General features: G+C 71.1%; 8 protein-coding genes. 5 read left to right on the top strand and 3 right to left on the bottom strand.

Annotation, left to right across the window (positions count from 1 at the left end):
• Window positions 1-42 precede the first annotated feature (42 nt).
• From OV427_RS38455 to ffh, 5 genes are all read left to right on the top strand, one after another.
• On the top strand, window positions 43-4,644 hold the full coding sequence (locus OV427_RS38455; RefSeq protein ID WP_267861204.1) for a non-ribosomal peptide synthetase: 4,602 nt from the start codon (window positions 43-45) through the stop codon (window positions 4,642-4,644).
• A gap of 30 nt (window positions 4,645-4,674) precedes the next feature.
• Entirely contained in the window at window positions 4,675-4,950 is a 276-nt protein-coding gene (locus OV427_RS38450; protein WP_267861203.1) for a chorismate mutase, read from the top strand.
• Window positions 4,951-4,960: 10 nt separating this feature from the next.
• Window positions 4,961-7,114 carry an aminodeoxychorismate synthase component I gene (gene pabB / locus OV427_RS38445; RefSeq protein WP_267861202.1) on the top strand — a complete coding sequence of 718 codons (2,154 nt, stop codon included), beginning with the start codon at window positions 4,961-4,963 and terminating at the stop codon, window positions 7,112-7,114.
• A gap of 20 nt (window positions 7,115-7,134) precedes the next feature.
• Window positions 7,135-8,379, top strand: a complete 1,245-nt coding sequence (locus OV427_RS38440; protein WP_267861201.1) for a 3-deoxy-7-phosphoheptulonate synthase class II — start codon at window positions 7,135-7,137, stop codon at window positions 8,377-8,379.
• 192 nt (window positions 8,380-8,571) lie between these two features.
• Entirely contained in the window at window positions 8,572-10,218 is a 1,647-nt protein-coding gene (gene ffh, locus OV427_RS38435; RefSeq protein ID WP_267861200.1) for a signal recognition particle protein, read from the top strand.
• 6 nt (window positions 10,219-10,224) lie between these two features.
• On the opposite strand, the gene OV427_RS38430 is transcribed toward ffh, so the two are convergent.
• The 3 genes from OV427_RS38430 to OV427_RS38420 all read right to left on the bottom strand — a co-directional run bounded on the left by OV427_RS38430 (window position 10,225) and on the right by OV427_RS38420 (window position 12,973).
• Window positions 10,225-11,325: a TIGR04552 family protein gene (locus OV427_RS38430; RefSeq protein WP_267861199.1), complete on the bottom strand. Its 1,101-nt coding sequence runs from the start codon at window positions 11,323-11,325 to the stop codon at window positions 10,225-10,227.
• 106 nt (window positions 11,326-11,431) lie between these two features.
• Entirely contained in the window at window positions 11,432-11,914 is a 483-nt protein-coding gene (locus OV427_RS38425; RefSeq protein WP_267861198.1) for a toxin-antitoxin system YwqK family antitoxin, read from the bottom strand.
• A 156-nt stretch (window positions 11,915-12,070) separates the two neighbouring features.
• Window positions 12,071-12,973: a hypothetical protein gene (locus OV427_RS38420; protein ID WP_267861197.1), complete on the bottom strand. Its 903-nt coding sequence runs from the start codon at window positions 12,971-12,973 to the stop codon at window positions 12,071-12,073.
• Between the last annotated feature and the right edge of the window lie 125 nt (window positions 12,974-13,098).

Genomic DNA, 13,098 nt, shown 5'->3' with positions numbered 1-13,098 from the left:
GCAGACACACCACTCGACTCCTAGGATTTCTCACCTTCCCAGATGCCCACCCGCGAAGAGCTCCGGAACCGACGGGCCCTGCTGTCCGAGTCACAGCGCGCCCGCCTGGAACAGCGCCTCCGCGGGGGAACCGGGGGCACCACGCCGCCGCGCATCCCCCGGCGTTCGCGTCCGGGCCCCGCGCCGCTCTCCTTCGCGCAGCAGCGGCTCTGGTTCCTCGAGCAGGTGCAGCCGGGCGAGGCGGGCTACAACACCGTGGCCGCGCTGCGCCTCGAAGGGCCGCTCGATTCGAGTGCGCTCAGGTGGAGCTTCGAGCGGCTGCTCGCCAGGCATGACAGCCTGCGCACCGTCTTCCGTCAGGACGGCGGGCAGCCCGTCCAGCGCGTGTCCGAGGCCGCCTCCGTCCAGTGGGAGGAGTTCGAGCGCACCGCCGCGGGCCGCGCGGAGGAGTCCATCCGGGAAGTGGCCCGCGAGCAGGCCCGGCGGCCCTTCAACCTCTCCGAGGGCCCACTGCTGCGGGTGGCGGTGGTGCGCTGCGACGGGTGTCACGGCCTGGTCGTCACGCTGCACCACATCGTGTCGGACGGCTGGTCCATTGGAGTGCTGGTGCAGGAGCTGGCGGAGTTCTACCGCGCCTTCCGCCGTCAGGAGCCGGCGCGGCTGCCGGAGCTGCCCCTCCAGTACCCGGACTTCGCGGTGTGGCAGCGCGAGCGGCTGGAGGGCGCCGCGCTCGACGCGCTCCTGGGCTGGTGGCGCGAGCGGCTCGCCGGCACGAGCGGAGTGCTGGAGCTGCCCCTGGACCGACCCCGGCCGGCGGTGCTCGCCGCGCGGGGCGCCAGCTGCCCCGTGGTGCTCCCGCGGGCGCTGACCGCCGCCCTCCAGGAGCTGTCGCGCCGTGAGGGCGGCTCGCTCTTCATGACGCTGCTGGCGGCCTTCCAGGTGCTGCTGCACCGCCACTCCGGCAGCGACGACGTGCTGGTGGGCTCGCCCATCGCCAACCGGCCCCAGCCGGAGCTGGAAGGGCTGATCGGCTTCTTCGCCAACACGCTCGTCTTCCGCGCGCGCTTCGAGCGTGGGTTGACGTTCCGGCAGTTGCTGGCCCGGACCCGCGACGAGGCGCTCGGCGCGTACGCGCACCAGGACCTTCCCTTCGAGCGGCTCGTCGAGGAGCTGCGGCCGGACCGGAGCCTCAGCCGCGCCCCGCTCTTCCAGGTCGCGTTCTCCCTCCAACAGCCGCCGGTGCTGCCCACGCTGGACGGCGTGCGCGCGTCGCGGGTGGACGTGGAGGAAGAGGTGTCGCCCTTCGAGCTGTCGCTGCTTCTCCACGAGGAGGAGGGCGAGGTGCGTGGTTCGCTCGAATACAACACCGCGCTATTCGAGCCGGCCACCGCCGCGCGGTTCGCGGCGCGCTACCTCACACTCCTCGAGGCGGCCGCCGCGCGCCCGGACACGCGCGTCAGCGCCCTGCCCCTGTTGACGCCCGATGAGCGGTGCGAGCTGGCACGCTGGAACGACACGCTGGGCGCGGTCAGCGACGCCTCGACGCTCGACGCCCTCGTGGCCGCACAGGCCGAGAAGACGCCGGACGCTCCCGCCGTGAGCATGCGGGGCCAGGTGCTCCGGTACGCGGAGCTCCAGGCGCGGGCGGCGGGGCTCGCCACGGAGCTGGCGCGCCGCTGCGCTCCCGGCTCCCGAGTGGCGGTGTGCATGGACCGGTCGCCGGAGCAGGTGGTGTCGCTGCTCGGAATCCTCCGCGCGGGGTGCGTCTGCGTGCCTCTGGACCCGGGCTCGCCGGACGAGCGGCTCGCGGGAATCCTCGCGGACGCGGGCGCGGTACTCACCCTCGCCGAACCCCACCGGGCCCCGAGGCTCCGTGCACTGGGCCCGGCCGTCCTGGAGCTGGAGGCAGCGTCTGCTCCCGACTCTCCCGCCGTCCCGTCCCGCTCCCTGCCGGACGGCGCGGCCTTCGTCCTCTACACTTCCGGCTCCACCGGGCGCCCCAAGGGCGTCATCGTCCCGCACCGCGGGCTGGTGTCGCAGATGCGCTGGATGGAGGGCGCCTTCGCGCTGGGCCCCCGGGACGTGGGCCTGCAGAAGGGGGGCCTGGGCTTCGTGCCGTCGCTGTGCGAGCTGTTCGCGCCCCTGTGCACGGGCGGCCGCGTGGTGCTGGCGGACCCGGCGAAGAGCTACGACGCGCGACACCTGATGGAATGTGTCGTCGACGAGGGCGTCACCCTGCTGGAGGTGGTGCCGTCGGTGCTGGAGCTGCTCTTGCGCGAGGAGGGCATCGGCCGCTGCGCGTCGCTCCGGCACGTCTTCTCCGGGGGCGAGCCGCTGCCCGCCGCGCTGGCCCGGCGACTCCACGAGGCGCTGCCCCTGGCGCGGCTGCACAACTTCTACGGCGCCACCGAGGTCAGCGGCTCCATGACGTGGTGGCCCTGCGAGCCGACGGACACGGGGCAGGTGCCGGTGGGCCGCGCCATCGCCAATGCCGAGGCGTACGTGCTCGACGAGCAGTTGGAGCCACTGCCGCCCGGCGTCTGGGGAGAAATCTGCGTCGGCGGCCCGGTGGTGTCCGGGGGCTACCTCGCGGCGCCGGACACCACGGCCCTGAAGTTCGTGCCGGACCCCTTCTCCGGGCGCGCGGGCGCGCGGCTGTACCGCACGGGCGACCTCGGGCGCTTCCGGGCGGACGGCGCGCTGGAGGTGCGCGGCCGCATCGACACCCAGGTGAAGATTCGCGGGCAGCGCATCGAGCCCGGGGAAATCGAAGCGGTGCTCGGGCGCCACCCGTCCGTGCGGGAGGTGGTGGTGATGGCCCCGCCCGCGCCGGGCTCGGGCGAGCCGCGGCTGTGCGCCTGGTTCGTCCCGCAGGGGCCGCGCCCCACCTCCGGCGAGCTGCGCCGCTTCCTGAAGGAGCGGCTGCCGTCGTACATGGTGCCGGAGTCCTTCGTGGCGCTGGATGCCATGCCCCTGTCGCCCAATGGCAAGGTGGACCGGCGCAGACTGCCGGAGCCCGCGGCACAGGACGGCGACACCCAGGCCGAGCCCGTGGCGCCGCGCTCCCCGCTGGAGCAGCGCATCGCGGACGTCTGGTCGCGGGTGCTCGGCGCCTCGCGTGTGGGCGTGTTCGACGACTTCTTCTCCCTGGGCGGACACTCGCTGCGCGCGGCCGAGGTGGTGTCACGGCTGCGGAGCGAGCTCCAGGTGGACGTGCCCATCACCGCCGTCTTCGAGCACCCCACCATCGCCGCCCTCGCCGCGAGCCTGGCGGACGCGGCCCCGGCGGGCACGTCCGCCGGCCCTCCGCTCACGCGCGTCCACCGCGACGGCCCCCTGCCCCTCTCCTTCGCGCAGGCGCAGACCCTCGCCGACGAGCGCGCCGGCACGCAGAACCTCATCCCGCTCTCCGTGCGGCTGCGCGGCGCGCTGGATGCCGCGGCGCTCGAGCGCGCGCTGGAGGCGCTGGTGCGGCGGCACGAAATCCTCCGCACCACGTACCGCCGCGGGGACGGCGGAGACGTCCAGGTCATCCACCCGGCCCCGGCGTTCCGGATGGAGCGCGAGTCCCTGGCCGACCTGCCCCCGGACGCGCGCGAGCGCGAGGTCCAGCGAAGCGCCGACGCGTGGCACGGCGTGCCGTTCGACCTGGAGCGCGAGGTGCCCCTGCTCCGGGCGAAGCTGCTGGAGCTGGGCACGACGGAGCACGTGCTGCTGCTCGCCACGCACCGGATGGCCTATGACGGCCAGTCGCTCAACGTGCTCATCGGCGAGCTGGCCGCCGGCTACGAGGCCTTCGCCGCCGGCCGCGCCCCCTCCCTACCCGAGCCCCACGTCCAGTACGCGGACTTCGCCTCGTGGCAGCGCGCGCGCTTCACCGGAGAGCTGGCGACGCGGCGGCTCGCCGCGTGGACGGCGCGCCTCGCGGAGGCCCGGCCCACCCGGCTGCCGGCGGACCTGCCCCCTTCCGATGCCCCGAGGCCCGGGCGCCTGGCCCTGCCCCTTCCCGGGGAGCTGGTGGCGGCGCTCGAGGCGCTGGGCACGCGCCAGGGCGCGACGCTGTTCCGCGTGGGCCTGGCGGCGCTGGCCGCATTGCTGGCGCGCGGCACCGGGCAGGAGCGCGTCTGGATTGGCTGCCCGTCCGCATCCAGGGACCACCTGGAGCTGGAGGGCCTGCTGGGGCGCTTCGCCAACGTGCTGGTGCTGGGCGTGGACGTCTCCGGCGACCCGAGCGCCAACGAGCTGCTGCGCCGCACGGGCGAGGCCTTCATCGAGGCCCGCGCGCAGGAGGTCCCCTCGGCGCTCCTGCGCGAGCACGTCTTCCCCGGCGGCGTCCCCCCCTTCACCACCACCTTCAACGTGCTCAACCAGCTGGCCCGGCCGCTGGGGGCCTTCGAAGTGGGGAGCATCGCCGTCGAGGCGCTGGAGGCCCCGCCGGAGTCGAGCGAGTACGACCTGGGCTTCACCTTCGAGCCGCGTGCGTCGCTGGAGCTCGTGCTGGACTACCGGGCCGACCGCTTCCAGGAGGACACGGCGCGGCGCCTGGCCTCGTCGCTGGTGGCGCTGCTCCAGGGATTCGCGCGGGAGCCGGAGCGCCCGCTGTCGTCATTGCTGGCCGGAGTGGCGGCGCCCGCGCGCCGTTGACCGGGAGGCCTGTCACATGGGTGGATGCGCATGGATGCTTTGCAGGGGTTCAGGCAGGAACTGGATGCGATTGACGAGGAGCTGGTCCGGACCGTGGCGCGCCGGCTCCAGTTGTGCGACCGCATCGCGGGGTGGAAGCGTGAGAACGGCATCCCCATGATGCAGCCGCACCGCATCGAGCACGTGAAGCGCCGCTGCACGGAGATGGGCGCCGCCCAGGGACTGGACAGCGCGTTCGTCGAGTCGCTCTACACCCTCATCATCGATGAGGCGTGCCGGCGCGAAGAGCGAATCATCGAGGGGTGAGGTAATCGACGTGCAGCTGCGGACGCTCATCATCGACAACTACGACTCGTTTACCTTCAACCTCTTCCAGATGCTGTCGGAGGTGAGCGGAACGCAGCCGGTCGTCGTGCGCAACGACGGCATGCCGTGGCACGAGCTGCGGCGGCTCGGGTTCGACAACATCGTCATCTCTCCCGGCCCCGGCCGCCCGGACCACGCCGCGGACTTCGGCGTCTGCCGGGACGCGCTGCTGGAGGCGGACGTCCCCATCCTGGGCGTGTGCCTGGGCCACCAGGGCATGGGCCACCTCCACGGTGCCCGCGTGCAGCACGCGCCAGTGGTCATGCACGGACGGCTGAGCCCCGTGCGCCACACCGGGACGGACCTGTTCGCGGGCCTGCCGCAGGACTTCCAGGTGGTGCGCTACCACTCCCTGTGCCTGGCCCGGCCGCTGCCGGAGGGCCTGGTGGAGACGGCCTGGACACCCGACGGCGTGCTGATGGGCATGCGCCACGAGTCGCTGCCGCTGTGGGGCGTCCAGTTCCATCCCGAGTCCATCTGCTCCGGGTACGGCCGCGAGCTCCTGGCCAACTTCGTGCGGATGAGCCGCGAGCACTACGCCCGCCGTCCCCTCCCGAGCCAGGCACGCTCCGCCGCTCCTGTTTCCGTGGTGCCCCACCCTCATCCGGCCACCACGCGCGAGTCCTTCCGCGTCCACCACCGCAAACTGCGGCTCGACGTGGACCCCGAGCAGGCCTTCGTCACGCTCCACGGTGGGAAGGAGCAGGCCTTCTGGCTGGACAGCAGCCGCGTGGAGGCCGGCCTGTCGCGCTTCTCCTTCATGGGGGACGCGACGGGGCCGCACAGCGCCATCGTCCGCTACCACGTGAATCCGCGCCGACTCAGCGTGACGCGCGGCGGCCAGACGCAGGAGCTATCCACCGGTCTTTTCGAGTTCCTCCAGGGTGAGCTGGCGCGGCTGCGCGCGGGCGAGGCCACGCTGCCGTTCGACTTCCAGGGCGGCTTCGTGGGCTACCTGGGCTACGAGCTGAAGCAGGACTGCGGCGCGAGCACATCCCACACCTCGCCGGACCCCGATGCCGGCCTTCTCCTGGCGGACCGGCTGCTCGCGTGGGACCACGCGCAGCGCGAGGTGTACCTGGTGGCACTCGCGCCCGAGGGCGAGGAGGCCCAGGTCCACGCGTGGTTCGACACCACCGAGGCCGAGCTGCGGCGGCTGCCGCCCCTCGCCCCGCCCACGCCAGGCAACGGCGCGCCCTTCCCCGTCCGCCTCGCGCGCGACAGCGCCACGTACCTGGCCGACATCGCGCGGTGCATGGAGCAGATCCACGAGGGCGAGACGTACGAGGTCTGCCTCACCAACAAGGTGATTGCCGAGACCCGGGTGGAGCCGCTCGGCCTGTACCGCGTCCTGCGGAAGATGAACCCCGCCCCCTACGCCGCGTTCCTCCGGCTGGGGGAGCTGGGCATCGCCTGCTCCTCGCCGGAGCGCTTCCTGCGCGTGGACCGCGAGCGCTGGGCCGAGTCGAAGCCCATCAAGGGCACCCTGCGGCGCGGCGCCACACCGGAAGAGGACGAGCGGCTGCGCCAACACCTGGGCTCGGAGGAGAAGGACCGCGCCGAGAATCTGATGATCGTGGACCTCGTGCGCAACGACCTCGGCCTGGTGTGCGAGATTGGCTCGGTCCATGTTCCCAAGCTCATGCACGTGGAGACGTACGCGACGGTCCATCAGCTGGTCAGCACCATCCGCGGCCAGCTGCGCGAGGGGCTCACCGCGGTGGACGCGGTGCGTGCCGCCTTCCCGGGCGGCTCCATGACGGGCGCGCCCAAGGTGCGCACCATGGAGCTCATCGAGCGACTGGAGCGCGAGGCCCGGGGCGTGTACTCGGGCGCCATCGGCTTCTTCTCCGTCACCGGCGCGGCGGACCTGAACATCGTCATCCGCACCGCGGTGGTGCGTCCCGACCAGGTGAGCGTGGGCGCGGGAGGGGCCATCATCGCGCTCTCGGACCCGGCGGCCGAGCTGGACGAGATGCTCCTCAAGTCGCGCGTGCTCCTGAAGGCGGTGTGCGCGGCGCACGGACGCCCGGACGTGCTGCCGGAGATTGCCGGTGTCGCGGTCGCTCCTCCTCTCCCCCCTGGAGACACCTCGGTGCGCTGAAGCCGGCGCCCCTGACACGAATGGACTCCTGGAGCCCCGACAGCTGGCGGACCCGCCCGGCGCAGCAGCAACCCCGCTACGCGGACCCCGCCGCGCTCGACGCAGTCGTGGACCGGCTGCGGGGACTGCCACCCCTGGTCACCGCGGCGGAAGTGGAGGAGCTCAAGGCCGAGCTCGCGCTGGCGGCGGGCGGCGGGCGGTTCCTCCTCCAGGCGGGGGACTGCGCCGAGCCATTCGGCGCCTGCGGGGCCGTGACGGTGCGCCGCAAGCTGCGCTTCCTCCTGGAACTGGGCGACGTCCTCGCCCGCGGCACCGGGCGGCCCGTGGTGCCCGTGGGGCGCATCGCCGGGCAGTTCGCCAAGCCGCGCACCACGGACACCGAGCGCGTGGGCGACGTGGAGCTCCCGGTCTATCGCGGTGACAACGTCAACCGCGCGGACGCCACCTGGGAAGCGCGACAGCCGGACCCGGCGCTGCTGGAGCAGGGCTACTGGCACGCCGCCCGGGCGATGGACGCCCTGCGCACGCACGCCGCCTCGGAGCGCCGCCCCCTCTTCTCCTCGCACGAGGCGCTGCTGCTCCCCTTCGAGGAGGCGATGACCCGGCCCGCCGGCGAGGACGGACGCGCCTACGGCCTGGGCGCCCACTTCCTGTGGCTGGGGGACCGGACGCGCCACCTGGAGGGCGCGCACGTGGAGTTCCTCCGCGGCATCGCCAACCCCATTGGCATCAAGGTCGGCCCGCGCTGCGCCCCCGAGGAGCTGGTGGCGCTGGTGCGCCTGCTCGACCCGCGCCGGGAGCCCGGCCGCATCACCCTCATCACCCGCTACGGGAAGGACGCCATCCGCGGCTTCCTCCCCCTGCACGTGCGCGCCTTGCGCGCCGCGGGCCTGGAGGCGCTGTGGTGCTGCGACCCCATGCACGGGAACACCCGCCTGGTGCGGGGCCGCAAGACACGCCACTTCGATGACGTCATGGAGGAGCTGCGCACGGCGTTCGCCCTCCACGCCGAGGAGGGCAGCCGGCTCGGAGGCATCCACCTGGAGCTCACCGACGACGCCGTCACCGAGTGCCTGGGAGGTCCCGAGGGCCTGGACGCCGGGGACCTGGACCGGCGCTACGAGACGGCGTGCGACCCGCGCCTCAACGCCGCCCAGGGCCTGGAGCTGGCCTCCGACCTCAGCCGCATGCTCCACCGGGAGCAGCCCCCCTGCCTGGCAGCCCAGCTCCCTCGCGGTACGGGGACCTACCCGCGCCCGGAGTGAGCCGGGGCTCGGGCCGCTGCCCCCCAGTCTTCCCAGGGGATGCGCCAACCCCCGAAAGGCGTTGATGTTTTCAGGCCCCCGGGCCCGTTCCGCCCCTCGCGGCGGGGCTCCGGGGCCCATCTCTCCACTGTTCGACGGCCCGGACGCGCTCCACCGTCGCATCCCGCCCTACCCTGTTATAAAGCGCCCCCCATGCTTGAGACCGTCACCAAGGGCTTCCGCGCCGCCAAGAACCGCCTCGCCGGCAAGAGCGAGCTGACTCCTGAGCTGGTCGACGAGTCGCTCCGCGACATCCGCGTGTCCCTCCTCGAGGCCGACGTGGCCTTCGACGTGGTGAAGAAGTTCGTCGCCCGCGTCCGCGAGAAGGCCGTGGGTGAGCTGGTGCAGACGACCATCACCGACAAGGCTGGCCAGAAGCGCAAGGTCAGCCCGATGGACCACTTCATCAAGATCTGCCACGACGAGCTGGAGTCCCTCATGGGACCGGTGGACACCAGCCTCCAGCTCAAGCCCAAGGGGCAGCTGTCCGGCATCATGATGGTGGGCCTCCAGGGCTCCGGTAAGACGACCACCACGGGCAAGCTCGCCCACCGGCTCCTCGCGGAGGGGCGCAAGCCCCTGCTCGTCGCCGCGGACATCTACCGTCCCGCCGCCGTGGACCAGCTCAAGGTGCTCGGCGAGCGCCTCAAGGTCCCCGTCTACCACGAGCCCGGCCTCCAGCCGCCCGAGCTGGCCAAGCGCGGCTACGCCGCCGCCCGCGAGCAGAAGTGCGACGTGGTGCTCATCGACACCGCCGGCCGCCTCGCCATCGACGAAGCGCTGATGACGGAGCTGGAGTCCATCAAGTCCAACGTCCACCCGGACACCATCCTCCTGGTGTGCGACGCGATGATTGGCCAGGACGCCGTGCGCACCGCGGCCGAGTTCGACCGGCGCCTGACGCTGGACGGCTTCATCCTCACCAAGCTGGACGGTGACGCCCGTGGCGGCGCGGCGCTCTCCATCAAGGAAGTCACCGGCAAGCCCATCAAGTTCCTCGGCATGGGCGAGTCGATGGACAAGCTGGAGGAGTTCCGTCCGGACGGCCTCGCGGGTCGCATCCTCGGGTTCGGCGACATCGTCGGCCTGATGAAGGACTTCGAGAAGGTCGTCGACGAGAAGAAGGCCGAGGAGGATGCGAAGAAGCTCCTGTCCGGCCAGTTCTCGATGAAGGACTTCGTCGAGCAGATCCGCATGGTCCGGAAGATGGGCCCGCTCAAGGATTTGCTGGAGAAGTTCCCCCTCTTCGGCGACCTCACCGAGCACCTGAACCCGGACGAGAAGGAGCTCACCAAAATCGAGGCGATGTACGACTCGATGACGGCGAAGGAGCGCCTGCGGCCGGACATCATCAACACCAGCCGCATCGGCCGCATCGCCAAGGGCAGCGGCCGCAAGGTGGAAGAGGTCCGCGAGCTGCTCCAGAAGTTCGGGATGATGCAGCAGGTGATGGGCACCATCGGCCAGAACCCGGGCCTGCTGGGCCGCATCCCCGGCTTCAAGCAGCTGGGTCAGCTGTCGCAGATGAAGAACATGGACCTCTCCAGCATGTTCGGCGGCGACGCGAAGATGATGGAGAAGATGATGGGCGGAGGCATGCCGGGCATGGGCATGCCCATGCAGCTGCCGCAGGTGGCTCCCGGCTACACGCCGCCCATGGGCCAGGCCGCCATGGCCAAGGCCCGCCTCATGGGCTACGCCCCGCCCTCCGCGAGCGGGAAGCCCGAGGACCGCGACGCCATCAAGGAGCGCCGCAAGCGGGAGAAGGACAACAAGAAGAAGAACCGCAAGAAGCGGTAGGCAGTCTCAGCCCTGCTTCTTGGGCACCACGAGGCCCTGGCTCAGCCGCTTGAGCACGCGCTGCTTCTGGCGGCGCTTGTAGGCCTCGTGGGCGTTCTCCCCCAGCTCGTTGAGCCGCGCGGTCTCCTCGTCGACAATCTGGAACTCCACCAGGGAGATGACGATGCGGCCCTTGCGCTGGCGCGTGTCCTCTTCCGGCGGCGGCAGGTACGCGTCCATGCGCACCGGGATGTCCACCACGAAGTTGAGCGCCCGGTAGGTGTTGCCCGAGAAGGTGTTGCCGTTGCGGTCCTCCCGGTCCTCGTAGTTGCGGTCCAGGTGGAGCTGGGGGATGTGCGCCTCGAAGTGGGGGTTCTCCGCGAGCACGGCCTTGAACGGCAGCAGCGTGTTCTCCGTCTGGCCCGGCACCACGAGGTGGAAGGGAAAGAGCCGCTGCGTGAGGTGGTAGAGCACCGGCAGCAGGTCCTCCCGCTTGCGCGTCACCACGCGGAAGCGCGTCCTGTCGTAGACCTGCGCGGCCACCGTCTCCTTCTTCGCCAGCAGCTTGGTGACGAGCGAGTCCCGCGTCTTGATGGAGTGCGCGAACTCCACCACCGGCAGGCCCTTCTCGTTCATCTCCTGGGCGACGCTGAGCACCTTCTCCGTCACCAGCTCCGCCAGCTCCGCCTCGGACACCGCCAGGCGGAAGAGCAAATCCCGCCCCTCGATGTGCTGGATGACGTGCATCACCTTCAGCACCACGCAGGCGATGCGGCGGTGGCGCGGAGAGCCCTTCGCTCCGGACGCGAAGAGGAACAGGTCGTGAATCTCCGCCGGCTGCGCCACGCCGTCCGCGACGCGGTAGTTGAACGTCTTGCGCAGGTACTCCACCGCCTCCGCGAGCACGCTCCGGGCCCAGGCCTCGTCGTACGGCCGGGAGACGTCGAGCTGGCAGAGGCGCAGGAAGCGGTCCACCTCGTCCCGCCGCTGAAAGTGCATCCGCCGCCAGTCGATGACCGAGCCACCGCGGAGGATGAGGCGGATGCGCTCCAGCTCGCGCAGGCCCATCGCCTCCACCGTGCGAATGGGGATGTCGGGAAGGACGGGGGTGAGCGAGGGGGGCTTCACATCGAGCTTCCTATCCGAGCCGCCCCAAGGGGAAAAGCCCCTCAAAAGCACGAAGGCCCTTTCCCGTGGGGGAAAGGGCCTTCATGACCACCGAGCGACCGGTCGGTTACTCGTTGGCGACGGCGCGGTTGTTCTCGTACCGGACCTGGCTGATGACGCGGCCGTCCTCGGCCATCTCCTTCGTCACGCCGTTCTTCTTGCCGTTCTGGTACTGCTCGACGAGGCGGGGCTTGCCGTTGGGGAAGTACATCACCCGCTGGCCGTCCCAGCCGCCGTCCTTGAACTCCGCGGTGCTGCGCTTGTTGCCGGACTCATCGAAGAACGTCCAGGTACCGACCTTCAGGCCGTCCACGAACTGGCCCTGGGCCGAGACCTTGCCGTTGGGGTGGTACTCGACGTACGCGCCGTGCGCGAGCTGGGTACCCGCCTTGGCGTTCGCCTTGACGCAGGTGAAGCCCTCGGCCTTGGTGCCCGCCTGGGCCGTGCCCGCGGGGCAGTTCAGCTTCGCGGCGGTGTCGCCGGCCATCGCCGCGGGAGCAGCAAAGGCCAGACCCAGGGTCAGCACTCGAATCAGCTTGGTAGACAGCATGGACTCTCCTTTTCCAGACGCCGGGTTCCCCGCGCGCACCATGAAGACGCTGGGGTGTTGATGAAATTCACGGGCCCGCGCGCGGGTACTCCACAAACACGTGAGCCCCGCCCCTACTGACAGGGCGGGGCTCGGTTCCTCAGCTACCCTGGTCGCCTACTGGTAGTTGGAGGTGTGGCAGGCGAAGTTGCCGCCCGAGAAGTAGAAGCCGGCGGAGTTGGTGGTGCTGGTCGCGCCGACGCACAGGCTGACGATGATGTCCGCGCGGTCACGGTTGGTGCCCGTCACGGTGTAGTTGCCCGACGAGCTGCTGATGGGCGCGTTCTGGCGGCCACCGTCCGTCTGGACGTAGAAGAACTTGCTCAGCTCCGCGGAGGTCTGGGGGAAGGCCGTGTTGGAGTACGCGGACACCCGGATGCGCAGGCGCTTGGGCGCGCTGGCGGCGCAGAAGCTGTCCGTCTGGGCGGACACGAGCTCGGTCTTGAAGATGATGGGGCCCGTGGTGCCCAGGTCGGCCTTGTTCGGGAAGGACGTGTAGTTCTGGCACGTCGGCGTGGGCGGCGCGGCGCAGACGCTGTTGGTGCAGATCTCGCCGTAGGTGCAGGTGGAGAGGCCCTCACCCGTGCAGGTGTCGCCCGTGGTGTCGCCCTCCTCGCACTGGCCGGAGCCCGTGTTGCAGGTACGGTCGCCGGAGCAGTCGGAGTCAGCGGTGCACTTGGTCACGCACACGTTGTCCAGGTCGGAGCACACCATGTCGGTGCTGTCGGAGCCCGTGCCGCCGTTGCAGAGCACGTCCGTGGAGCACTGGCAGATCTTCGTGGCGGCGTCCGCGCCCGTGCCACCCAGGGGGGCGCAGGTCTTCGCGGTGTCCGGACAGTCAGAGCCGCTCTCGCACGTCGTCACACAGACGCCCGCGGTCGGGTGGCAGATCTCGGTGCCAGCGCAATCGTCGTTGGTGGTGCAGGTGTTGGAGGTTCCTTCCTCGTCACCGCAACCGACCATGAAACCGCTCATCGCGCCGAGCGCCGTGAGCACCAGCATCATCTTGCGAAGCTGCATGTTGAGCCTTCCTCCTGAGTGGGAACGTCGCTCGGGGTCTCCGGCCACTGACATCAGACCCCAACGTCCATTGGAAGCGGGCAGGGCTTTAGTCCTGCATGTCCGGACGTGTCAACGAGTGTCGA

Source organism: Pyxidicoccus sp. MSG2 (genome assembly GCF_026626705.1).
Classification (GTDB): domain Bacteria; phylum Myxococcota; class Myxococcia; order Myxococcales; family Myxococcaceae; genus Myxococcus.
Note: the sequence above shows the minus strand (reverse complement) of the source record. Positions and strands in the feature narration are given on the sequence as shown.